Here is a 23,888-nt window from a genome sequence, read left to right as displayed (position 1 = left end):
GGGCGAACAGGCAACCCATCATCCCATTTTTGCGGCGCCGTCCATAACCATTTTCTTGACCTGATCGCGCAGAGACTTGAGCTGTTCCAGCTCAGCAGTCAATTCGGCGCTATTGCAATGTTTGAGCACAAAATCGGCGGTCGCTAACACGTCGCGCCAGCGGGGATTTTGCGGCAACGTGTCGGTGGAGAAATATTTGTCCAATGTGCGGGTTTGCAATGAAGATCGATCCAGATGTACCCGCCAAATGCCGCTTCGTTCGGCCAAATCAAATTTGGATTGCTTTGTGTCTTTCTGCCAGATGTCCAATGCCTGGGTCATCAGTTTCACTGTGGCGTCGCGATAGGCTCGGCGTTGTTCATCTGCCTCTTGCGCCGGGGCAGGAGGAGAGGCAGGTTGGCGAGAGCTTGTATTAGGGACTTCGATCGTATCGAGGGCCCGACGCAAAATCGTAGGGTCCTGAGCGTGGGGCCAATTGGCGCTGTTGGGCGGCAACAGGATAATGTTCAGCCCCTCTCCCATATCCTGATCCATTTCAAAGGCATGAATATGAACCGGGGCGCTTTGGCCGCTCAATTGCACTTTATCAAGAAGGGCCTCGCCATCGACCCGGCAGGTTTCCAGTAGCAAATCAAAGGTGGTTTCGGGCAATATTGTTTTGACATTGATGCGGCTGCCCGCTTGAATTCCCAGCCATTCCTCAGTAAATCGATTGGCGTAAATCAGCCTTCCTGTGGGCTCCACGCACCAAAGACCAACTTGCAAGCTGTCGAGCAAGCCAGCCATGCGGTTTTGCGACAAGCGCAGCGCGTCCTCCACTTGAATGCGGCGGTTCATTTCGGCGTGCAGTTGCGCATTTTCTTCGCTGGCGATCCGGGAGCGCTGGGCTTCAAGCAGCGTATCGACGCGCGCCAACAACTCGTCTTTGACAAAGGGTTTGACCACATAATCATTGGCCCCGGCTTCCAGCCCGGCAATGATGTCCCGGGTACGGGAGCGGGCAGTGACCATGATGATAGGGAGCTCCAACCGGTCAAACCGTTCACGCAGGCGACGGCCCACCTCCAATCCGCTTAAATCGGGCATCATCACATCCAGAATAACCAGGTTGGGGCGGTGCTTATCGATCATTTCTAGGGCTGTGGCGCCATTATCGGCTGTGCGCACGCCGAAGCCTTGCGGGAGCAACACGTTGCGCAAAACCTGCAAATTGATCGGCTCATCATCAACCACCAGAATTTCCGGCACACCTTCTTTGATCGGTTGATCATCTTCGGCCCAGCTCTCGTCAGAGCTGTTGAGCGTCTCCTGATAACCCTCTGACTGGCGGGCGATGGCGGGGGCGCCTTCTAACTCGAAATCCTTTGCCGTGGCGGATTTCAGCGTGAGGGTGAAAACGGATCCTTCGCCCAGCGTACTGTCGGCTGACAACTCACCGCCAAGGATAGTAGCGAGGTGACGGGCGATGGTGAGACCGAGGCCTGTACCACCGGTTTTGCGGGCAGTGTCGACGCCATCCGCCTGAACAAGCGGTTTGAACATGCGGCCCAAATCTTCTTGCGAGATGCCCATGCCGGTGTCGGCAATGGAGATATCGACATGATCTTGTTCCGCCTTGGCGGTGATGCGGATGGTGCCAGCTTCTGTATATTTGATGGCATTGCCCACCAAATTGTGCAGAATTTGCTCCAGCCGCACTGGGTCGGCCATCGCCAGCGGCGTATCTTTGGCGATATCCACCTCAAGGGTAACCGGTTCCCCCCGCAACAATGGTTCGGACAAGAGCAGCACATTGCGGACACTGGTGGCCACGTCCACCGGGTGCATATCCAGGCGCATCTGGCCCTGGCGAATCCGATAAAGGTCCAATAAATCATCCACCAACCGCGATAGTTTGCGGGCACTGAAGGTGATCAATTGCAATTGGCTGCGTTGACGTTCGGATAGGTCGCCTGCCGCGCCCGCTGTCAGTGTTTCTGAAATCCCGACAATGCCATTGAGGGGCGTGCGCAGTTCGTGAGACGTGTTGGCCAGAAATGTATCCTTCATCCGGTCCGCTTCTTCCAGCTGGGCGTTCTTTTCTTCAATGGCGGCGACATTGGCGTTGATTTGCGAAAGCTGGTCTCGCACTGCATCCCGCATACGGCCGAAACTGTCAGCCAAACGTTTGAGCTCAATCGGTTTTTCAATATGTGGCATGGTCCGGTTCAAATCACCTGCTGCGATCGCCTCAGCCGTATCAGTGATCCGCATAATGGGGCGGGTTGCGCTTCGGGCCAGGCGTGTGGCGATAAAGAACAGCACTGGGATGGCGAGTAACGCCAAGCCGCTCACGATGGCAATTAATGTGTTAACGCTCGCATAGGCCACAGAAGTGGGTACTTCACTGACAAGAAGCCAGTCGCGGCCAAAAACGCGCACCGCGCCAAAGGCGGCGAGGGCGGGTCTGTTGGTCAAGCCCTGCGGCACTTTGGCGGTGGCCTTGTCTGTCGTCAGGGACTGGTGGGCCAGATTTGGTTTTTCGCCAATATTGTAGCGACTGTCCGTTGGGCGGCTCAGCACTTGCCCTTTAGACGACAGCAGAAAAACCTGACCGGCATTGCGCGTTTCTGATTGTACCAGCCGTTCAACCCCCTTGGTGGGCAGGCGGAAAACCACCACACCGCTGGGTCTCGAATAAAATGTCACCTTTACAGCGAGATAGGCAGCGAACTGATTTGTGATCGGATCGTGGTCGAAATCGTGAAACACGATGCCCATTTCATCGTCAGTCGAGAGGAGCTGTTGGGCCAGTTGGGCGACGGGCGTGTTGGACAGTGGTCCATGGATTGATGTTGCGAGATAATTGTCTTTTTCGACTGAATAGACGATCCGTCCCTGATTGTTGACCAGATAGAGATTGTCATATTCCGACGATTGTAAAAAGGCTTCATATTCGCCGTGAAACTGGGCGTGCATGTTGTCATAAATCAGGGCGGTGCTGATCAGCTTGTCGCGATCGGCGCGGGTGGCGGCGCCGCCAACACCGAACGCCGCACGCAAAATTCGCGCCGCTTCTTCCGGTTCGGGGGAGATTTCGCGGAAACCGTAGCTGAAGCCGTAGAACTCACCAATTGAATACCTGACAATGTTGGTCTGGCTCAAGGAATCGGCCTGCCGAGAGGCAAATTGCAGATATTGCCGGATTTCCGCCTGTTTCGCCTCGTTGACGAATTCCAGTTTGGCAAAGTTTTCGCCTTCCAGATTGGCGATCAGCACATAAAAGAACGTGGCACTGACAATCAGCAATGGAATCAATGAAATGCTGGTAAAAGCCAGCAAAAGTCGGGCGTGCAGCCCTTTCGGTGCCATTTTCTCAGGCCGCATATAGTCCAATTTGTGCCTCCCCCGGTCACGATCAGGACGTTTGTCCACAAGTCAGCATTACGCCAATTCGGACTAAGTTGTTGACTTTATTGGCCTCAAAATCGAATTTTACGATTTTTCAGCAGATTTTTCAGAACACGCCACGTGACTTTTGGTATTCAATTGGTTTGGTATAAGCTCACCTGCAACGTGGTTTTTGTCAAGAGGCTACCGGGCGGGACTGAGGGACTTGCGGCACACTTAAAAGATCGCAAGTAGAGGAACATTTTTGAGGAGGAATTCCCATGCGTCGAAGCATGATTTTATCGGCGTTGACCGCTGCGCTATTGGCTGGCACGACCAGCGCGCAAGCAGAAGACGTTATTCTGACAGCTGTACCCCACCAGACAACAGCATTTGCTGAAGTTTACAATCCATTCAACCAGACATCTGATGTGCGCTCTGTGCGTGACTTTATGTTTGAGCAGCTTGTGGTGTTTAACCGCATGCAGGGTGGTAAGCCAGAATATCGGTTGGCGGAAAGCTTTGATTATTCTGAAGACCTGACTTCTGTCACCTTTAAAATTCGTGACGGTGTTAAATGGTCAGATGGCGAAACTCTGGACGCCAATGATGTTTATTTCACATTCAACCTGATCAAAGAGCATCCAGCACTCGATACCCGTGCGATTTGGGACAAGCTGGACAGCGTTGAATTGATTGATGATCACCATGTAAAAGTGAACTACAAAGAGGCCAGCACCGGCCTGATCTTTGATGTGGCGCGCCTGAACACAGTGCCTGAGCATATTTGGGCGGATGTTGAAGATCCTGTCAGCTTCACCAACCCCAATCCGGTTGGCTCTGGCCCGCTTACTGAAATTCGCCGGTTCACACCGCAGGAATATGTGCAATGTCGTAACCCGCACTATTTCCAAGCCGATGATTTGGACATTGATTGCATGCGCTTCCCGCAAATTGCAACCAACGACCAGACTTTGACAGCGGCGGCAAAAGGTGAGTTGGACTGGTTCGGCTCCTTCCTGCCTGACATTGAAAAAACTTATGTGGCGAAAGACCCGGAAAACCACAAATATTGGTTCCCCGGTGGTTCCTTGGTTATTTTCAACCTGAACCTGAATGCATCTGAAGAAGGCAACAAAGAAGCCTTTAATGATGTCAATTTCCGTCGCGCCTTCTCCATGTCTATGGATCGCCAGGCAATGGTTGATATTGCCGGTTATGGCTATCCCACCATCAACAAATATCCTTCTGGTCTGGGCCGTGGATATCATGCGTGGAACAATCCGGAAGCTGATGCGCAATATGGTCAGTACACCGAGTATAACGTAGAAGCCGCTGCGGCGCTGCTTGATGGCGCTGGTTATAAGGACGTTGACGGTGATGGCTTCTTGGATACACCTTCTGGTAAGCCAATTCAGTTTGACCTGATCGTACCGAATGGCTGGACTGACTGGGTGAACACGGTGCAGTTGGCTGTTGAAGGATTGAACGAAGCTGGCATCAATGCAAGTGTTTCAACACCTGAGGCTGCGAACTGGACCCAGCAATTGCTTGATGGGTCTTACCAAGCTGCGATTAACGCACTGGTTGTGGGCGTAACGCCACACATGGCGTTTGACACGTTCCATTCGTCTAAAGCCATGACCAGCCGTTTCTCTGTAACCGGTTACACCAATGAGCGTTTGGACGAGTTGTTGGACGGTTTCTTCAAGACCGCCGATGCGGATGAGCAGCGCGAGATCATGGATGAGATCCAAATGATCCTGTCGAAAGACATGCCGCACATCCCTGTGTTCAACAACCCTTATTGGTACCAGTACAACACAGCACGCTTTGAAGGCTTCTTCTCTGCCGAAAACGATTATGCGGTGCCAACCGTACATGACGGCAACCCAGAACGTATCCTTCACTTGCTTTCAATTAAGCCTAAGAGCTAGTCCCTCCCTTTTGAAAGCTTGAGATGGTGGGCGGTGCTTAGGCACCGCCCTCTTTGTAAAAGATCGGAAGACCAAAATGTCATTCATCATCAGACGAATTATGTTTTATCTCGTCGCATTTTTGGTGGCGGCCACCATCAACTTTTTGCTGCCGCGCCTGATGCCGGGTAATCCAATTGATATTATGTTCGCCAGCGCCGGCAACACGATGCCACCGGAAGCCAAAAAGGCTTTGGCAGAGACGTTCGGATTTGTTGAACGCCCACTGATTGAAGAATATTTCATCTATCTGAAATCCGTATTTACCTGGGATTTTGGTGTTTCGATAAAAAAATATCCCTTGAGCGTGATGGACGTGCTGATGCAAGCGCTGCCTTGGACGTTGTTTTTGGCCGGCACCTCGGTGATCCTCGCCTTTTGCATTGGCTCGTTGCTGGGCATTTATGCCGCCTGGAAACGGGGTAGCGGCTTTGACAGTGTGATTTCGCCCTCTGCTTTGGCCGTGCAATCTGTGCCGCCACTGGTGATCGGGATCATCACACTTTATGTGTTCGGTCTGGTGCTAAAATTATTGCCCACCAGCTATGCCTACGACCCCTCCATCGACCCTGGGTTTACGTGGGAATATCTCAGCTCTGTGGGCTATCATGCTCTGATGCCGATTGGCACTTTGGCCTTTGTGTCGATCGGTGGCTATTTGATCACCATGCGCAACAATATGATTGGTCAGTTGGGGGAAGAGCATGTGGTGATGGGCCATGCGAAGGGTCTGACCGACAAGCGGGTGCGCTACAATTATGCGGCGCGGAACGCGCTACTGCCATCGATGACGGCCTTTGCCCTGAGCCTTGGTTCAGTGCTGGGCGGGTCACTGATCATTGAAATTGTGTTCAATTATCCGGGGCTGGGCAACATTCTTTTCCAAGGCATTATTGCCCGCGACTATCCGCTGATCCAGGGTCAATTGATCATCATGACTTTGGCCATGCTTACAGCGAACCTATTGGTCGACTTCATCTATATTTTCCTCGATCCACGGCTGCGGAAGGCGTAAATCATGATTAAATTCTTCTCGATTGTTATGCGCAATAAAAAAGCCACCGCTGGCATGTTGATTGTGTTGGCTTATATCGCCCTTGCGCTGGCGGCTCCCTTGATCACCAGCCATGATCCGGCCAAGCGTGTGGCCCGGCCACACCAGGCCCCCAGCGTGGAGCATGTGATGGGGTCAACCCGCATGGGACGCGATGTGTATACCCAATTTGTTTGGGGTACACGCACCTCCTTGATGGTGGGCTTTTCCGCCGGTCTGATCGTGACAGTGATTGGCACCTTGATCGGGGTGACCGCGGGCTATTTTGGCGGGGTGATTGATGAGACCTTGAACTTCATCACCAACATAGCATTGGTCATACCCCAATTGCCCTTATTGTTGGTGCTCGCGGCCTTTATTGGCAAGTCAGACCCTTTTATGATTGCGGTGATTATCGGCTTAACCTCCTGGGCCTGGGGCGCGCGGGTCACGCGCTCCCAGACCTTGACCTTGCGACGAAGAGAGTTCGTTGAAGCCTCAGAGCAAATTGGCGAGCCGAGCCGGCGGATCATTTGCATTGAGTTGATCCCAAACCTCTTGTCGATCATCGGGTTCAACTTTATCGGATCCGTGGTTTACACCATCATCACCCAAGCCACCCTTGAATTTTTGGGCCTTGGCGATCCGCTGGCAGTGTCTTGGGGCAATATGCTTTACAACGCCCAAACCTCGTCAGCGATCACGGTTGGTGCGTGGTGGGAGATGTTTGCGCCCTGTTTCGCCATTGTGACCATCGGCATCGGTTTGAGCCTATTGAACTTTGGCGTTGATGAGATTTCCAATCCCCGATTGCGGACATTGGGTGCAATTAACAAAGCTGTGAAAGCCCAAAAGAAGTTCGACCAGACCTATAAATCTGCGAAGGGAGCTGCATCATGACACAATCTGAACGGTTCCTCGATGTGAAAGACCTCAAGGTCGATTATATGACGTTGGATGGTCCGTTTCGCGCTGTAAAAGGTGTGGATCTGCACATTAATCGCGGCGAAGTGCTTGGCCTCGCGGGCGAAAGCGGGTGCGGCAAGTCAACGATTGCCTATGCATTGATGCGCTTGCATCGGCCGCCGGCCTTTATCGCCGGTGGTGACATCACTGTGGATGGCGAAGATGTGCTGGCGTTTGATGAGGAAACATTGGCGCAATGGCGCTGGAGCAAGGTGTCATTGGTGTTTCAAAGCGCCATGAATGCGCTCAATCCGGTACTGACCATTTTCGAGCAATTTCGCGACGTTTATCATCGCCACACAGGCAAAAGCACGGCAGAGGCCCGAGCGCGTGCGGTTGAGCTGATGGAGCTGGTGGGTATCGACCCGGTGCGGCTGGATGATTATCCGCACCAATTGTCTGGCGGCATGCGGCAGCGGGTGGTGTTGGCCAATGCGCTTATTCTTGAACCGCAGATGATCATTATGGATGAACCGACTACGGCACTGGATGTTGTGGTGCAACGGGAAATTTTGCAAGAAATTGCTGGCCTGCAGAAGAAATTCGGCTTTTCCATTTTGTTCATTACCCATGACTTGGCCTTGATGTCGCAATTTGCCGACCGGATTGCCATCATGCTGCAGGGTGAAATTGTGGAAGTGAATAGTGCACACGAAATTCTGCACAATCCGCAACATGATTATACCAAGAAATTGTGGGATGCGATGCCCAGCTTTGAAGATGCTGAGGGAGTGGCGTAAATGACTGACCAACCCTATTTGGAAGTGAAGGGCGTTTCGAAAACCTATACGCTCAAAACCATCTTTAGTGGTTCAAAACAGGTCAAAGCACTGCAGGATATTTCCTTTAAACTTGGCCGGGGCGAGGCCTTGGCTTTGGTAGGGGAAAGTGGCTCGGGTAAATCCACTTGTGGCCGTGCGATTGCAGGCATGTTTGATATTGATGCAGGCGATATTTTGGTGAATGGCAAAAGCATCACCAGCGCCCGCAACTCAAAAGAAAAGCGTGAAAATGCACGCAAGGTGCAAATGGTGTTTCAAGACCCGTTTGCTTCGCTTAACCCTACGCACACGGTGCGTCACCATTTGGCGCGGCCCTTGCTTTTGCATAAAAGAGTGCCGGACGGCAAAAGTCTTGAGCAGGAAGTGATCCGCACTCTTGAAGATGTGGAACTGGACCCATCGGTCATGCTGGATAAATATCCGCACGAGCTTTCCGGTGGTCAGCGTCAGCGGATCAACTTGGCCCGTGCTCTGGCGGTGGGCGCGGAACTGATCATCGCGGACGAACCCACGTCAATGCTGGACGTATCGATCCGCCGGTCGATTTTGAATCTGATGAACCGGCTGAAAAAGGATCGCGGCATCACATTTTTGTACATCACCCATGATCTGGCTACGGCACATTATCTCACGGAGAACACGGCGGTGATGTTTGGTGGTCGTATTGTTGAATATGGCCCGTCCGATGCGATTGTGCGTGATCCGCAACATCCCTATTCGCAACTGCTCTTGTCGTCCGTGCCGAATGCGCATACGCGTATTAATGCTGACTTTGAACACGCACGGGACTTCTCTAAATTCGCGGACAAGGTGCGCAAGGAAACTGCGGAAAGCACAGCCGGGTTGAAAGAGATTGCCGCCGGACGCTATGTGCGGGCAGCGTAAAGGCTTTATAGTTTTGCCACATTAGAAAGAGTGTAGCTGGAGTTGAGTTGATGGCTGATCGAGCAGTGCCCCGGGTACGGACAGCAACACTTGAGGATGAAGCGGCCATCAGCCATATCTGCGTTTGCACGGCAGACAGCGGCGGTGACGCACGCGCGCTTTATTCCCGCCATGATTTGCCCGGTTTGATCTGGGCGGTCCCATATCTCCATTATAACCCATCGCATTGCTTCGTGGTGGATGATGGTTCGGCTGTACTTGGCTATATCGTCACGGTGGCCAATACGCGGGCTTATGAGGCCTGGCAACACGATCATTGGTGGCCGGCGGTCGAAGAGAAGTTGCGCACATTCACACCGCAAAGTGAGGCCGACAGCAATTTCTTGAAGGCGCTGGCGCACAACCAAAAACCTGCTCCAGCATTTGCTGATGACTATCCCGCACATTTACACATCAATCTTTTGCCTCAAGCGCAGGGCGGCGGGTTTGGTGGCAAGTTGATGCACGCCGCTCTCGATCGATTGCGGGCAGACGGCGTTTCCGGTATCCATCTTGGCGTCAACCGGGAAAACCATCGCGCGATCGGCTTTTATAAAGCCATGGGATTTGAGCAGGTGGCCGACGAGAGTGCGCCGATCTTCGCGCGCGCCTTATAAGCAGCGACAAGGCTACTTTATATCTTCGGCTTTCGGTTTTTTAGATAGATGACGTCCAGTAAAAAATGCAGGGACCAGTAGATGATATAGCCAGCTATCGGGTCAATAATAACCGGGCGAATAGTCAATCTCGAGGCTACAGGGTATCCTGGTCACAGCTGATTCAAACTGCGCAATCTGACTTTCGGGGTGAAGGTGGTCCTTAAATGAGTGACGAAGGCGCGTCCATATTTGCGCGCGCCTTCACTTTGTTGGTTATTTCTTGTGTATCCGACGATGCACGAAAGGCAGGACCAAGGCAAACACAAGCCCCAAAGCCCAAGCGGCACTCGCCATGGCAAAAAAACCATTGAGGGGCTGCTTGAGGAAATCGCGGGTGGCGTTGAGTTGCTCGGCTTTTTCCTCATATTCAGGGCCTTCGCTCAGGCCGGCATGTGCCAATTCCTGCGCGTAATAGTTCTCCAAAAAGTCTGGCGCAAAAACTTGTGAATAGAAGACGTTGAACAGGCCGAAGATGACACCGGCGACCAAGGCAACGCCCACCCCGATGCCAATGGCAGGTAGAAGCTGCAACGTATCCGGCAGCCGGTTTTTTGCATCGCTGAGGGCTGGCCAGATCATGGCCAGGCCCAAAAACATGCCCAGATAGCCGGTATAGGCGGCGAGCTGGAAGGTTGTGGGATTGTCCAGCGGGAAAGCCCAATAGCCAAACGTGGCCAAAACACTCATGATCAGGCCGCCAATGGCACCCCATTTTAATATGCTTACCGTCATTTCTCTCTCCCCAGATAGTGTTACCTAAATTGTCATTTTTGTTTTTGCGCACGCTGGCGGGCGCGCAAATCTTTTGCGGCAGAGCGATAATGGCTAGGCCCTGCGGCTTCGGCCCAGCGCCCCGGTGTCCAATCATTTTTGGCGCCTTTCATGGGGCCGCCATAGAGCTCTTTGTCGCTGTGGTCCGCCATAAATTGGCGGATTTTCTTGTGATTGCTTTTCAACAGTTTGACCGCCTGATCCCAAGACATGTCGGCTTGTTGTTCACGCAAATTGGCGTTGTAAGGTTTCAACTCGCTCCACTTATAGCCTTTGGCCGGGAAGTGAACTTCCTTGCCCGCCATCCCATCATGGTACCAGCCCAAAAACAAATCGATCCAGTGGGCGCGGTGGCCGATTACATCTTTGATGGACGTGTCGTCCTCGTCCTTTTGCAGGGCAAAACCCTCATCAATCGCGTCAATTAGCTTTTCCAGCTTGGCGAATTCTTTGTCAGTTGCAGCAATAAGCTCATCTTTTGAAGTTGCGGCGGGCAATTGTTTTCTCCTTTCTTCAGTATTTTGAACCCGCTACCTCTAATTGCCTTGATGTAAGTCAAGTATTTTCAACTTTGTCTGACGATATTTATTTTGAATGCCGCGTACAACTTTCCAAAACACACTCACTTTTTCAAATAAATACAGTTGGGCCACTATGAATCGGCCAGATGATCGGTTTGTCGCGTCTACCTTCGGCTTCAGCTCGAACGCTGTGAGTACCGCAAAACAATATGACTTGTCATTTAATGATATGCCATCTAAATTGATGGAGGGGATGCGTGAAGAGAATGAGATGACAAAGAGATCAGAAGCTTCCATTTTGCGGCTGGATCATATTCCAGACACAGCCAGTGAATTGTCCGTGGCAACACAGCGTTTGGCGCGGCTGTTGCGCGGGCAAATCTCCATGCTGCTTGCGGCACATGGGGAGTTAGGGCTGGTGGAATGGCGGATCTGCCTTTGTATTTCTCAAAGTGAAAACCCATCGCAAAAAGCGCTGGTGGACTTTGCCGGCATTGAGCAGGCTCAAGTCAGCCGGGCTCTGATGAAGCTGGAACAAAAAGGCCTCATTCAATCCAGACAATCTGATGAGGATCGTCGGGTGCGGATATTCGGTCTCAGCGACATGGGTCAAGCCTATTTTGACCGGGTGCAGCCTGTGATTGCGGCCTATCACCAGCAGATGGATGCGGTTTTAAGCGAACAAGAAAAAGCACAATTCCTCGACATGGTTGAGCGCGTGGCGAAAGCGGCGCAATTGGCCAGCAATGATGAGGCGCAGCAAGCGGGCTGAGGGCCCCTTGACGCCTTAGAGCAATGTTGAAATGCGCCACCTGCGGCGCAAAGGGAGGAACTGATGAAAAGATTTATTGCAGTGGCATGTGCAACGCTTCTGTCTATGGCCGCACCGGCCATGGCAGATGAATGGGCCCCGGATGGCCCGATTGAATTGCAAATTGGCTTTGGTGCCGGTGGGGAAACCGACACGCTGGGCCGGGTGATTGCGTCAACAATCGAAGAGCAGACCGGGTGGAGCGTGGTGCCGCAGAACAAGCCGGGCGGTGGTGGCATCGCCATGTTTACCGGCTTGATGAATCAGGACGCCGATGGCTCTGTGATCGGGATGGGCGTGTCCATGCCGGTCTTGATCAATCTCACCTTGCGCGGCGACCAATTGCCGTTTGATCTGGATAGCTTTGACTATCTGGGCACAGTGACCCGGGCGCAATTGGCGATTATCGCCCAAGCAGATGCACCGTTTGATGATATTGCGAGCCTGGTTGAGTATTCAAAAGAGCAGGGCGGTGTACCCGTGGCCTTTGATGCCAAGCCGCAGGAATTGATGCTGATGGCGCTGAACGAGCAAACCGGTGCAGGCTTTAAGCTGGTGTCGACCAAAAGCTCGGCTGAAATGGTGCAGTTCGTGTTGGGCGGGCAGGTGGACGCCGCGTTCAATGCGGGCACCCATATCCAGTATTTGCAAAAGGGCGATGTGAAGATGTTGGCCAGCGCCAATGCGGACCGGCATTCCTATGCGCCGGATGTGCCCACTTTGCAGGAGCAGGGCTATGATCTTTACACAGACCCTTACTTCTATTTCGCTGCGCCGCAAGGTTTGGATGATCATGCGAAGGCCGGTCTGGCCAAAGCGCTTGATGATGCGATCAAGTCGGACAATGTGCAGAATGTGGTTAGAAATGCCATGCAGAACAGCACCAACAATCTGGGGCCGGACGGCACCAAAAAGATGATGGAAGATGGCTTGAAAAGCGTTGGCGATCTGTTCAATTAGAACCAGTCGGGTTGCCCCGCATTGGGGCAACCTCATTCTCTGACAGGACCTTTCCATGATTGATCGATTGACCGGTGTGACCGTTATTTTGTTCGGGGCGGCGCTCTTGTTCCTGATCACGCCCTATGCCACGGAAACCGTTGGCTATGGCTGGCTGCGGCCCAATACGGTGCCGAATGTGATGGCGGTGATCATGATGCTCGCGGGCACCACGCTGGCGCTGGCGACTCCGCAGGACCAATATGTGGATTTTGCCAAAATGGCGCGGGCCGCTGGCTTCTTGCTGGTGATCGCTCTGGGGTTATGGGCCATGGTGCATTGGCATTATCGTTTTGTTGCGCCCGGTTTGGCGCTGGTGCTGATGTTGCTGGTGGGGGAACGGCGCTGGCCCTGGCTGCTGGTGGGTGCTGTGGTCTTGCCGTTTGCCATTTCCTTTCTGATCGAAAATGTGCTGGGACGTCCCTTGCTGTAACTGGATGATGTATGCTCGATTTTTCCGTAATTCTGGCCGGGTTTGCTGACGCTTTTACGCCGCTCAATCTGATGTTTGTGGTGTTTGGCGTGATGTTGGGGCAATTTGTGGGGGCCATGCCAGGTATTGGACCGGTGATGGCGATGGCCATCGCCATTCCTTTTACCTTTGTGATTGACCCGCTGCCTGCGATCGCCTTTTTGGTCGGCATCAATAAGGGCGGTTTGGTGGGCGGTGCGGTGCCTGCGATTTTGATCAATACGCCCGGCACGCCAGATGCCGCCGCAACGGCGATGGATGGGCATCCCTTGGCGCAGCAGGGCAAGCCGGAAAAGGCGACCAAGATGGCGCTTTATTCCTCCGTCACGGGCGATACCTTTTCTGACATTGTTTTGGTGACCATTTCTGCGCCGCTGGCGCTGGTGGCGTTGAAAATGGGGCCGGTGGAAATTCTCGCGCTGATGGTTTTTGCCTTTTCTGTGATTGCTGGACTGGTGGGCAAGAGCATTTCCAAAGGCATCATCGCGGCAGCGCTGGGCATGTTGGCGGCGACAGTGGGGTTGGACCCGGAACATGCGACGCCGCGCTATTATTTCGGCTATTTTGAGCTATTTGACGGATTGTCCCTGGCGGCCGTAGCGATTGGCATGTTGGCGGTGGCAGAAATTTTGCGACGATTTGCCAGCAGCAAAAAAGGCTCTGCCGCGGCAATTCCGCCGCAAAAGGATATGGCGGCTGCGGACCGGCGGGTGAGCTTTGCTGAATATTGGGCGTGCCGTTTTACCATGCTGCGGGGCGCGGCCATTGGCACCATCTTGGGGGCTTTGCCCGGGGTAGGTTCAACGGCGGCGGCCTTTATGTCTTATGCTGCGACCAAGAAATCATCAAAGGACCCCGAGAGCTTTGGCAAAGGCAATTTGCAGGGCATTGCCGCGGCGGAAAGCGCCAACTCGGCGGTGATGGGCGCGAATTTGATTCCGCTTTTGACGCTCGGCATTCCCGGCAGTGTCGGCGCGGCGCTGATCATTTCGGCCTTTGTGATCCATGGTATTCAGCCGGGGCCGTTGCTGTTTGAAGAGCAGGGACGGCTGGTCTATGGCCTGTTTGGGGCGATGATCATGGCGAATATTGCCAATCTGTTTGTGGGGCAGTTGGGGCTACGCTTGTGGTCCTTTGTGATCCGCGCGCCGGAATCCGTTATTTTCTCCACCGCCATTTTGCTGTGTATCGCCGGCGTCTATCTGGCCACAGGTGGCTTGTTCGGCGTGATCATCATGCTGATGGCAGCAGCGCTTGGCTATGTGATGACCAGCTTTGGTTTTTCGCCGGTGATTTTCATCATCGCCTTCTTCCTCGGCGGACGGTTTGAAATTGCCCTGTCGCAGAGCCTTGTGTTGCTGGATGGCAATGTGCTGGCTTTGATTAATTACCCGATTGCTTTGGCTTTATTCGCGATTGCCCTGATCACCATGGTGTGGATGATCTGGACGGATCGCCGGAAAGACGCATAGAGATATTTATGACCCAGAAGAAAAATGTTCTTTTCATCATGTTTGATCAGCTCCGGTTTGATTATCTGAGCTGTCAGGGCCACCCGCATTTGCATACCCCGCATATGGATCGTCTGGCGGAAAAGGGCGTGCGCTTTACCCGCGCTTATGTGCAGTCACCCATTTGTGGCTCATCGCGCATGAGCTTTTATACGGGGCGGTATGTGCATAGCCACGGCGCGCAGCGGAACAATTTTCCGCTAAAGGTGGGTGAGTTTACCCTTGGGGATCATCTGCGCAATGGTGACATTGATTGCTATTTGATTGGCAAAACCCACATGCAGGCTGATGAGGCCGGGTTGAAGCGATTGGGCATTATGCCCGATAGCGTGATTGGCGCACGGCAATCGGAATGCGGGTTCGATGCCTATATCCGTGACGATGGATTGTGGGCCGAAGGGATTGGCGGGCTCTATGACAGCAAGCGCTCGCCCTATAATGAATATCTCAAGGATAAGGGCTATGAGGCGCATAATCCGTGGCACGAAAATGCCAACTCGGCACTGAATGAAGAGGGCGATATTGCCTCCGGTTGGTTGATGCAAAATGCGGATCAGCCTGCCAATATCAAGGAAGAGGATTCCGAAACCCCTTGGCTGACCAGCCGGGCGATCCAGTTTATGGAAGAGCGGCGTGAGGCGGATAAATCGTGGTTGTGCCACCTCTCTTACATCAAGCCGCATTGGCCTTACATTGTGCCTGCGCCCTATCATGACATGTATGGTCCAGAACATATTTTGCCGGTGCAGCGCAGTGACCAAGAGAAAGCGCATCCGCACCCGGTTTATGGCGCGTATATGGAAAATCTGGTGGCGCAGAGCTTTTCCAAGGATGAAGTGCGGGAGAAGGTAATCCCGGCCTATATGGGCCTGATCAAGCAATGTGATGATCAAATGGGGCGGCTGTTTGCCTATCTCGAAGAAACCGGACAAATGGACAATACCATGATCGTGATCACGTCCGATCATGGGGATTATTTGGGCGATCATTGGTTGGGGGAGAAAGACCTTTTCCACGAATGTTCGGTCAAGGTGCCGTTGATCATTTATGATCCGAGCGCTGACGCTGATGCCACACGTGGGACGGTGTGTGATGAGCTGATTGAAGCTATCGATTTGGTCCCGACCTTTTTGGAATGGTTCGGGCAAGAAGTCCCAAACCATATTGTTGAGGGACGGTCGCTGATGCCGTTTTTACGCGGCGAACAGGTGGAAGATTGGCGTGACTTTGTGATCTCCGAATATGATTATTCCACCACACAAGCTGCAGAAAAATTAGGGTTGGAACCCGCGGATTGTCGTCTGTTTATGGTGGCAAATAAGGACTGGAAACTTGTGCATGCCGAGGGCGGTATGCTCCCGATGTTGTTTAATCTGAACGATGATCCGGAGGAGTATTACGATCTTGGGGATAGCGCGGCGCATTATCCTGTTCGTGAGCAAATGTATCGGCATTTGGGCGCGTGGGCGCGACGCATGTCGCAGCGCACGGCCATTTCTGATGACCGCATAAAAATGATGCGGGGGAAAGCGCTGGATAAGGGCATTTTTTTGGGGCTCTACGATGGGTCCGAAGTGCCGGCAGAGAAGGTGGCGCCCCTAAAAGGCAAGGGCAAAAAAGCCACTTGAGGCGCCCATTTTAAATTCATCTGCCATTGTCATTTAGACGTCGAATAAGCGTCACAAGACTGTAGTGCGGCCGCCCTAGATTTCGATTCATTCGAACGAATTGGGTGAGCTATGGCCGATTCAAAATGGATTTTGGTGCGCAATGCCATTGATGCCGAGATCAAGTCCGGGCAGTTAAAACCGGGGGCGCGTTTGCCCACGGAGCCGGATCTGTGTGCCAAGTTTGACGCGGGGCGCCATTCCGTGCGGCGCGCCATTGCGGCTTTGTCGATTGAAGGCAAGGTGCGCACCCAACAAGGCAGTGGCACCTATGTGGAAACGCCCGAGCTGATCAAATATGTGATTGGTCGGCGCACGCGTTTCCGGCAGAATCTGCGCGAACAGGGCCTGGCCCCCGGCAGCAAAATGCTGGGCCATAGTGTGGGCAAAGCCAATGAGAAGGTGGCGCGGGCGCTGGGCATTAAGCCGGGTGATCAGGTGCTCCGCATTGAGCGGCTGACCACGGCGGACAATGTGCCCATCGCTTATGGCACGGCCTACAAGCCCTATGATCGTTTCCCCGATTACATTCATCGCCGGGCGCAGCATAAGTCTGTGACCGATACCTATAAAAGCTATGGCATTGAAGACTATGTGCGGGCCGACACCACTGTCTACACCCGCCAGCCCCGCACGGCCGAAGCCCATGCTTTGGCGCAACATCCGCAAATGCCGGTGATGGTGGTGAGCGCCATCGATGCGCTGCTGGATGGCACGCCCATCAGTTATTCGCGGGTGGCCTGGGCCGGGGCGCGCGTGCGCTTTTCGCTTGAAGCTGAACCAGAAGATTTTCCACGCCCGATAGAAATGGAGCGCCAAAATGGCTGACCAACAAAGCCGCCATGCCTTTGTGCTTGCAACATTGGCCCGCGGCGATGATGCCGACATCAAACAATTTGCCGAGCAATTGCTGGAAAGCATGGGCGAGGTTGAAGTGATCAATAACCGCACCGGGCTGGTGATGCTGCCCATGCGCGACACGGTGGAAGGCACGGCTTTTCATCTGGGCGAAGTGCTCGTTGCCGAAGCCCATATCAAAGCGCTGGGGCAAGATGGCTATGGCATGAAAACCGGTCGCGATCTGGAAGTGGCGATGGCTATCGCGGTGATCGATGCGGCCTGGCAGGCGGGGCATGAGATATCCACGATCGATGAGTTTGTGAACACGCAAGCCGAAATGATTGCGGCCAATGACAATGAACGCATGCGCGCGGTGGAAGCGACACGCGTCAATATGGAGACTTTTTAATGATGGCGGCGCCCCAACGTAACCCTGAAGAAGCCTTTGCCAATGAAGCGTTTGACGCGATGCTGAGCGCAACCGCACGGCCGGGCCAAATTGAAACGCTGCCAGCGGGGGAGTTTGGCCCTGTTATTGCGGCGTTGATTGATCGTGAATGTACCTTTTTCGCCAGTGATGAGGTGCTTATTCAACAACTTGGCGAAACGGGCGCACGCTTCACCCCGGTGGGCGAGGCCGACTTTGTGTTTTGCGATGTGGATGAAGTGCCCGCGATTTTGCCCAAAGTGAAAATCGGCTCGGATCTTTATCCCGATGATGGTGCGACCTTGATTGTGGCGGCGGGCGTGGCCCAGGGCGACAAGCTGCGGCTGAGCGGTCCCGGTATTAAGGGCCATGACGATGTGATGGTGGCCGGTTTTGATCGCGCGGTGTGGGACCACCGGGCGCGGCAAATTCGATATCCGACAGGTTTTGACATGTTGATTGTGGACGGCGCGCAGCTGATGGCGTTGCCGCGGTCGACCACGGTGGAGGTTTTGTAAATGGCCTATGTGGCAACACGCGGTGGTGAACGGGCCATCGAGCAATCTGAGCGCTTGTTCAAGCAAGAGTTGGGCACGATTACGCCGGCAAAAGTGAAGCAGGTGCGCGAAACCATGCCTTATCTGGTGGACCGGGTGATGGGCGAAGCCTCACTGTATGATCGCGATGTGGCGGCGCTCGCGCTGGCGCAGACGGGTGGTGAGTTGAGCGAGGCGGTGCTGTTGCTGCGCGCTTGGCGCACCACGCAGCCGCGCATCAGCGTGGCGAAGCCATTGGAGCAGGACGAGCTGCATGTGTTTCGACGCATTTCGGCGGCGTTTAAGGATATTCCGGGTGGCCAGCTATTGGGGCCATCATTGGATTATGCCCACCGTTTGCTGGCAACTGAAGTGTTGTCTGGCGAAGATTATACGCCCGAACCTGTGGACGCCGCTGAGAAAGCTGCACCATCGCATCAGCCTAGTGTGAGTGCGTGGTTGTCGAGCCAGGGTTTGGTGGACGATGCGGATCATGATGACACGGCGCCAGACGATATTCCGGATTTGACCCGCGAGCCTTTGCTGTTTCCGGCGAAGCGGGCACATCGGCTGCAAAGCTTGGCACGGGCGGATTCAGGCGGGGTGTTGGCACTGGGCTATTCAGCCATGCGCGGCTATGGCCAAGCGCACCCGACCGTTAGCGAATTGCGGCTGACCGAAGCCGAGATTGAAGTGCGGCACCCGTGCGGCACCAGCTTCAGCGCGGGTCGCGTGAAGGTGAGCCAAGCCGAAGTTGTGTCGAAAGCCAAGGGCGAGCGGCTTGAACGCGGCTTTGCCGCCACCTTTGGGTGGAACGAAGTGAAGTGTATTTCAGCTGCTACCTTGGATTTGAATGCAGATGGGGCCGAGAAAAACTCTGCCGTTGAAGAAGAGTTCTTCCTTTACCACACGGAAGGTGTGGAAAGCTCCGGTTTCTGCATCCACTTCAAGCTGCCGCACTATGTGACCTTCCAATCCAGCCTAGATGCCATGCGCGATGCGAAGGCGAAAAAGCAAACCCCGCAAATGGAGGCGGCAGAATGAGTTTAAAATCGCTGAGCAAAGAGTGGGAAGCGGTGAGCTACGGCTTTTTGGATGCTTCCGCCAAACGCGAATTGCGCCGCAAAATGCTGAAAGCTGTGGCCGTGCCGGGCTGTCAAATGCCTTACGCCAGCCGCGAAGTGCCGATGGCGCGGGGCTGGGGCACGGGCGGGTTGCAAGTGTCGCTGACCTTGATGAACCCAAAAACGGTCGTGAAAGTGATCGACCAGGGGGCAGACGACAGCGTGAACGCTGCATCAATCCGCAAGTTTTTGACGCGGGTAACCGGGGCGGAAGCCACATGGGACACGCTGGAGGCAACGCTGATCCAGTCGCGCCACCGGGTGCCTGAGGAAAAGCTGACGAAGGATCAGATTTTGGTGCTGCAGGTGCCCAACCCGGAGCCTTTGCGGACGGTGGAGCCGAATATGTCGATCGCGCGGCAAATGCATGCGGATGCAGATTATAGCCGCATGTGGCTGCAGCTTTATGAACAGATTGTGCGCTCTGGCCGGGTGATGCAGGGCGCGTCTTACCCCTCCATGGTGAATGGTCGTCACGTGATGACGCCATCGCCGATCCCGCGTTGGGACGTGCCGAAACTGCATATGGCAGAGCATTTGACCATTCTTTCCGCCGGGCGGGAGAAACGCATTTTTGCCGTGCCGCCGCATACGCGGGTGGAGCCATTGGTGTTCTCTGATGTGCCCTACAAGGTGGAAGAGCATGGCGACATCACCTGCGCCCGTTCGGCGCTCAAGGGCTTCTTTATGAATGAAATTCCGAATGATGATGGCACTTCAAGCTATGAAGTGTCGGACAGCAATTTGGGCATTAAGGCGCTGAATGCGCCAGAGGATGCGTCGCAAAAAATTGGCGAGACGTGGTATCAAGACGGGGAGTGGGCGCAATGAGTGTCGACATGAAATTAGAGCGCAGCGCGCCGCAATTTATCACCCATGAACCCCTGCTGCACATGACCAACATCTCCAAACGCTATGGCGATGTGGTGGCACTGGATCAGGTGGGCGCCAAAGTCTATCCCGGCGAAGTTTTAGGCATTGTAGGTGAAAGTGGCTCCGGCAAGTCCACCTTGCTGCGGATGATGAATGTGCAGGAACTGCCTGATAAAGGCACTTACCATCTCGATATTGAAACCGAAAAGCCGAACCTTTTCGATGTGGATCGCTATGCACGTTTGCAATTGCAGTCGCGGCACATTGGCATTGTATATCAAAACCCACACCAAGGGCTTTTGATGAAGCACACAAGTTCGGGCAATGTGGCCGAACGCTTGCTGATCGCTGGGGAACGCAGCTTTGCGAATTTGCGGGCAAAGGCCAGCGATGCGCTGGATGCCAGTGAGTTTCCGCTGGAGCGGATGGACGCACCGCCGATTGAACTTTCCGGTGGGATGCAACAGCGCGTGCAATTGGCCAAGGCGATTGCGCTTGAGCCAGCCTTGTTGCTGCTGGATGAACCCACCACAGGTTTGGATGTGTCAGTGCAGGCGCTGGTGCTCGATACGCTCAAGCGTTTGCAGCAGGATCGCAAGATCACCATGGTGATTGTGAGCCATGATTTGGGTGTCATACGCACGATGGCAGATCGGGTTATGGTGATGCGGCGCGGGCAGGTGGTTGAGCAGGGCCTGGTGGACCAAGTGTTCCAAGACCCGCAACACGCCTATACCCAACAACTTGTCCATGCGAAATTGTGAGGCACAAAATGACTGAAGCTGTTTTAAATGTAAGCGGGCTCACTAAAAGCTTCCAAATGCATCATTTGGACAACACGCTGCACGCATTTCGCGATGTGAATTTCAGTCTGAAGCAGGGTGAATTTGTGCTGCTTAAAGGGCCAAACGGGGTGGGCAAATCCACCTTGTTGCGCACCATTTATCGCACCTATTTGCCTGTCGACGGCAAAGTGATGTTCCATTCTGCCCGTGGCGATATCGATCTGGCGAATGCGGCAGATATTGATGTGGCCTTGTTGCGGGCAGAAGAGATTGGGTTTGTGACCCAGTTTTTGGTGGCGCGGCCACGGGTTGCGGCAGAAGATATTGTGGCGGAACCGCTGCGGTTGGCCGGAGTGGCGCCTGAAGATGCGCTGGATCAAGCGCGCCATTGGCTCAATGTGTTTGGGGTGAAGGAGAAGCTTTGGAAAGCCTATCCCACCACCTTTTCTGGCGGTGAGCAGCAAAAAGTGAACTTGGCCCGCGCCTTAATTTTGCCGCGGCGATTGCTTCTGCTGGACGAACCTACAGCCTCGCTTGATGCGGGGGCCCGCGCGGCACTGACCAAGCGCTTGGATGAATTGAAAAAAGAAGGTGTGGCCATGATTGGCGTGTTCCACCATCCCGGCGATGTGGCCGAACTGGTAGATCGCACCATTGAATTGACTATGGTAAGCGAAGAACGGAGACCGGCTGATGTGGCTGTCTGATCTGAGAATTGTGCAACATGACCGCGTGATTGAGCGCGGTGCGGTGCGGATTGATAATGGCATGATTGCCGAAATCCGCGAAGAACCTGTAGCCGGCGGTATTGTTGGCGATGGCCTGGCGCTTATGCCGGGCTTTATTGATATGCATGGGGACATGATTGAGCGCGAGCTGGAGCCGCGCCCACGAGTCAATATGCCAGCGGAAATCGCATTCCGCGAGTTGGATCGTCGCTTGGCGGGTGCTGGCGTTGTCACTGCCTATGCCGCCGTTTCCTTCACCACAGGTGCTGCCGCTGGTGAAATGCGCTCATTTGAACATACGGGCCAGGTGATCCGTGACTTATGTGCCGTGCGCGACAAGTTGAATGTGGACCACCGTATTCATGCACGTTTTGACATCACGCTGGAAAATGCGTTGAGCGTTATTCGCGGTTTGATTGAAGATGACACGTTGGATTTGGTGTCGCTGATGGATCATACGCCGGGCCAAGGCCAATATCGCGATATTGAGCGGCATATTGAACATGTGGCACATATGCGCGGCATTTCCCGCACCGAAGCGCAAGCGCTGGTGGAGCGTAAAATCGCAGATCGCACGCGCCCGGAAGATGTGTTGACGGCGACATTGCGCGAAATTTCAGATTTGTGCAAAGCGCACAAAGTGATCATGGCCAGTCATGATGACGACACGGTTGAAAAAGTCGCCTTGATGAACGCGTTCGGTGTGGCGATTTCCGAATTTCCAGTAGACATGATCGCGGCGAAAGAAGCCCATGCCTGTGGCTTGGCCAATGCGATGGGCGCGCCGAATGCGTTGCGTGGCCAGTCTTATTCCGGCAATTTGTCGGCCCGTCAGGCCCATGAAGCTGGCGTGTTGGACGTTTTGGCATCTGACTATCACCCAAGTTCAATCTTGCCTGCGATTTTGATTTTGGCGCAAACCGATCCGCATGGATTGCCCGGTGCGGTGCGCTTGGCGACAGCCAACCCGGCCAAGGCGTTGGGGCTGACTGATCGGGGTCGAATTGAAGTGGGTCAAAAAGCTGATCTGGTGATCGCGGAGACGGATGGCATGGGGCACATTGTGACCAGCATGCGCAATGGCCGTGTGATCTATTCTGACGGGGTTGTTGGCCTCAACAAAGCAGCCTGAAAGGCTGAATAAATACCGGATGAATTGGGTTTCAACCAATTCATCCGGACTTGTGACACAAGTTTTACATTTCTGCACATAGAGCGTCATTTAGGCGCGGTATCACTTCCCTAAATCATCCGAATGAAAAGGGGAGGGTGACATGGCCGCTCTTAATATTTCTGGACTTTCCAAGCATTTTGGCACCACCAAAGCGGTGGATAGCGCCACGCTCGAAATCGAAGCGGGGCAGTTTGTGGGCGTGATTGGCCGCTCTGGTGCGGGCAAATCTACTTTGCTGCGGTTGATTAACCGTTTGATTGACCCGACAGAAGGTTCGGTTTCTTTTGATGGCGTCGACATCACCAAGCTCAAGGGCAAGGCCCTGCGCCAGTGGCGGCGCGATTGCGCGATGATCTTTCAACAATTCAACCTGGTTGACCGGTTGGATGTGATCACCAATGTGTTGATCGGCCGGGTGGCCGAGCATAGCATCTTGTCGTCAACCGCCATGCGATTTTCCGATGCAGAGCGGGCCATGGCCGCCAAGGCGCTTGATCGGCTGGATATGGTGCCGTTTGCGCTGCAGCGGGCAGGCACGCTTTCCGGCGGTCAACAGCAACGCGTCGCCATTGCCCGCGCGCTGGTGCAAAATCCGCGCATCATGCTCGCGGATGAGCCGATTGCCTCGCTCGACCCGGGCAATGCAACCCGCGTGATGGAAGCGCTGCGCACCATCAATGAAGAAGATAAACTCACCGTTCTGGTCAATCTGCACACGCTGGATACAGCGCGCGAATATTGCGGGCGGATCATCGCCATGCGCCAGGGCCAGGTGATGTTTGACGGCCCAGCCCACGAGCTGACCGACGCTGTTGTGCGCGACATTTATGGCGCAGACGGCCTTGAAGATTTCAACGAAGCAGTAACCTCGACATCTGTCAAAGGCCAAGAGCCTGTTGCCGCCTAGTTTCCCAATCCAACCCTAACCAGCACATCTATC

General features: G+C 54.1%; 23 protein-coding genes. 20 read left to right on the top strand and 3 right to left on the bottom strand.

Translation table 11 applies throughout. From position 1 onward, the window contains the following. Nucleotides 1-18: 18 nt before the first annotated feature. Nucleotides 19-3,366: a hybrid sensor histidine kinase/response regulator gene (locus tag L1I42_RS12400; protein WP_236115067.1), complete on the bottom strand. Its 3,348-nt coding sequence runs from the start codon at nucleotides 3,364-3,366 to the stop codon at nucleotides 19-21. 284 nt (nucleotides 3,367-3,650) lie between these two features. On the opposite strand from L1I42_RS12400, the gene L1I42_RS12395 reads away from it, so the two are divergent. The 6 genes from L1I42_RS12395 to L1I42_RS12370 all read left to right on the top strand — a co-directional run bounded on the left by L1I42_RS12395 (nucleotide 3,651) and on the right by L1I42_RS12370 (nucleotide 9,667). Continuing rightward, nucleotides 3,651-5,306 carry an ABC transporter substrate-binding protein gene (locus L1I42_RS12395; protein ID WP_236114902.1) on the top strand — a complete coding sequence of 552 codons (1,656 nt, stop codon included), beginning with the start codon at nucleotides 3,651-3,653 and terminating at the stop codon, nucleotides 5,304-5,306. Nucleotides 5,307-5,382: 76 nt separating this feature from the next. Continuing rightward, on the top strand, nucleotides 5,383-6,360 hold the full coding sequence (locus L1I42_RS12390) for an ABC transporter permease (protein WP_236114900.1): 978 nt from the start codon (nucleotides 5,383-5,385) through the stop codon (nucleotides 6,358-6,360). A gap of 3 nt (nucleotides 6,361-6,363) precedes the next feature. Further along, on the top strand, nucleotides 6,364-7,278 hold the full coding sequence (locus tag L1I42_RS12385; protein ID WP_236114898.1) for an ABC transporter permease: 915 nt from the start codon (nucleotides 6,364-6,366) through the stop codon (nucleotides 7,276-7,278). Continuing rightward, nucleotides 7,275-8,084, top strand: a complete 810-nt coding sequence (locus L1I42_RS12380) for an ABC transporter ATP-binding protein (protein WP_236114896.1) — start codon at nucleotides 7,275-7,277, stop codon at nucleotides 8,082-8,084. Before L1I42_RS12385 ends, L1I42_RS12380 begins: the two co-directional genes overlap by 4 nt. Next, nucleotides 8,085-9,011, top strand: coding sequence for an ABC transporter ATP-binding protein (locus L1I42_RS12375; RefSeq protein WP_236114895.1), 927 nt, complete (start codon nucleotides 8,085-8,087; stop codon nucleotides 9,009-9,011). Between the two features lie 50 nt (nucleotides 9,012-9,061). Further along, complete coding sequence (locus tag L1I42_RS12370) at nucleotides 9,062-9,667, top strand: GNAT family N-acetyltransferase (RefSeq protein WP_236114893.1); 606 nt, start codon at nucleotides 9,062-9,064, stop codon at nucleotides 9,665-9,667. A 255-nt stretch (nucleotides 9,668-9,922) separates the two neighbouring features. On the opposite strand, the gene L1I42_RS12365 is transcribed toward L1I42_RS12370, so the two are convergent. Then, entirely contained in the window at nucleotides 9,923-10,441 is a 519-nt protein-coding gene (locus L1I42_RS12365) for a DUF4199 domain-containing protein (protein WP_236114891.1), read from the bottom strand. A gap of 32 nt (nucleotides 10,442-10,473) precedes the next feature. Continuing rightward, nucleotides 10,474-10,977, bottom strand: a complete 504-nt coding sequence (locus L1I42_RS12360) for a ClbS/DfsB family four-helix bundle protein (protein ID WP_236114889.1) — start codon at nucleotides 10,975-10,977, stop codon at nucleotides 10,474-10,476. Between the two features lie 295 nt (nucleotides 10,978-11,272). Between L1I42_RS12360 and L1I42_RS12355 the strand changes: the two genes are divergently transcribed. The 14 genes from L1I42_RS12355 to phnC all read left to right on the top strand — a co-directional run bounded on the left by L1I42_RS12355 (nucleotide 11,273) and on the right by phnC (nucleotide 23,855). Beyond that, complete coding sequence (locus L1I42_RS12355) at nucleotides 11,273-11,773, top strand: MarR family winged helix-turn-helix transcriptional regulator (protein WP_236114887.1); 501 nt, start codon at nucleotides 11,273-11,275, stop codon at nucleotides 11,771-11,773. A gap of 63 nt (nucleotides 11,774-11,836) precedes the next feature. After that, nucleotides 11,837-12,772: a tripartite tricarboxylate transporter substrate binding protein gene (locus L1I42_RS12350; protein WP_236114886.1), complete on the top strand. Its 936-nt coding sequence runs from the start codon at nucleotides 11,837-11,839 to the stop codon at nucleotides 12,770-12,772. 55 nt (nucleotides 12,773-12,827) lie between these two features. Next, on the top strand, nucleotides 12,828-13,244 hold the full coding sequence (locus tag L1I42_RS12345; RefSeq protein WP_236114885.1) for a tripartite tricarboxylate transporter TctB family protein: 417 nt from the start codon (nucleotides 12,828-12,830) through the stop codon (nucleotides 13,242-13,244). A gap of 11 nt (nucleotides 13,245-13,255) precedes the next feature. Beyond that, the gene (locus L1I42_RS12340) at nucleotides 13,256-14,755 is read left to right on the top strand and encodes a tripartite tricarboxylate transporter permease (protein ID WP_236114883.1); all 1,500 of its coding nucleotides are present in this window, start codon (nucleotides 13,256-13,258) and stop codon (nucleotides 14,753-14,755) included. 8 nt (nucleotides 14,756-14,763) lie between these two features. Next, nucleotides 14,764-16,422: an alkaline phosphatase family protein gene (locus L1I42_RS12335; RefSeq protein WP_236114881.1), complete on the top strand. Its 1,659-nt coding sequence runs from the start codon at nucleotides 14,764-14,766 to the stop codon at nucleotides 16,420-16,422. A 111-nt stretch (nucleotides 16,423-16,533) separates the two neighbouring features. Further along, nucleotides 16,534-17,289 carry a phosphonate metabolism transcriptional regulator PhnF gene (phnF, locus tag L1I42_RS12330; protein WP_236114879.1) on the top strand — a complete coding sequence of 252 codons (756 nt, stop codon included), beginning with the start codon at nucleotides 16,534-16,536 and terminating at the stop codon, nucleotides 17,287-17,289. Then, complete coding sequence (locus L1I42_RS12325) at nucleotides 17,282-17,710, top strand: phosphonate C-P lyase system protein PhnG (RefSeq protein ID WP_236114878.1); 429 nt, start codon at nucleotides 17,282-17,284, stop codon at nucleotides 17,708-17,710. Before phnF ends, L1I42_RS12325 begins: the two co-directional genes overlap by 8 nt. Then, the gene (phnH, locus tag L1I42_RS12320; protein ID WP_236114876.1) at nucleotides 17,710-18,246 is read left to right on the top strand and encodes a phosphonate C-P lyase system protein PhnH; all 537 of its coding nucleotides are present in this window, start codon (nucleotides 17,710-17,712) and stop codon (nucleotides 18,244-18,246) included. Before L1I42_RS12325 ends, phnH begins: the two co-directional genes overlap by 1 nt. Beyond that, complete coding sequence (locus L1I42_RS12315) at nucleotides 18,247-19,308, top strand: carbon-phosphorus lyase complex subunit PhnI (protein WP_236114875.1); 1,062 nt, start codon at nucleotides 18,247-18,249, stop codon at nucleotides 19,306-19,308. Next, nucleotides 19,305-20,219, top strand: a complete 915-nt coding sequence (locus L1I42_RS12310; protein ID WP_236114874.1) for an alpha-D-ribose 1-methylphosphonate 5-phosphate C-P-lyase PhnJ — start codon at nucleotides 19,305-19,307, stop codon at nucleotides 20,217-20,219. Before L1I42_RS12315 ends, L1I42_RS12310 begins: the two co-directional genes overlap by 4 nt. An 8-nt stretch (nucleotides 20,220-20,227) precedes the next feature. Beyond that, nucleotides 20,228-21,025, top strand: coding sequence for an ATP-binding cassette domain-containing protein (locus L1I42_RS12305; protein WP_236114872.1), 798 nt, complete (start codon nucleotides 20,228-20,230; stop codon nucleotides 21,023-21,025). A gap of 8 nt (nucleotides 21,026-21,033) precedes the next feature. After that, nucleotides 21,034-21,753, top strand: a complete 720-nt coding sequence (locus L1I42_RS12300; protein ID WP_236114871.1) for a phosphonate C-P lyase system protein PhnL — start codon at nucleotides 21,034-21,036, stop codon at nucleotides 21,751-21,753. Beyond that, nucleotides 21,740-22,906: an alpha-D-ribose 1-methylphosphonate 5-triphosphate diphosphatase gene (locus L1I42_RS12295; RefSeq protein WP_236114869.1), complete on the top strand. Its 1,167-nt coding sequence runs from the start codon at nucleotides 21,740-21,742 to the stop codon at nucleotides 22,904-22,906. The genes L1I42_RS12300 and L1I42_RS12295 overlap by 14 nt, the downstream gene beginning before the upstream one ends. Before the next feature lie 142 nt (nucleotides 22,907-23,048). After that, complete coding sequence (gene phnC, locus L1I42_RS12290; RefSeq protein ID WP_236114867.1) at nucleotides 23,049-23,855, top strand: phosphonate ABC transporter ATP-binding protein; 807 nt, start codon at nucleotides 23,049-23,051, stop codon at nucleotides 23,853-23,855. Nucleotides 23,856-23,888: the final 33 nt, after the last annotated feature.

It is taken from the genome of Maritalea mediterranea (assembly GCF_021568695.1).
GTDB lineage: Bacteria > Pseudomonadota > Alphaproteobacteria > Rhizobiales > Devosiaceae > Maritalea > Maritalea mediterranea.
The sequence above is the reverse complement of the archived record's forward strand: the minus strand, read 5'-3'. Positions and strand labels throughout refer to the sequence as shown.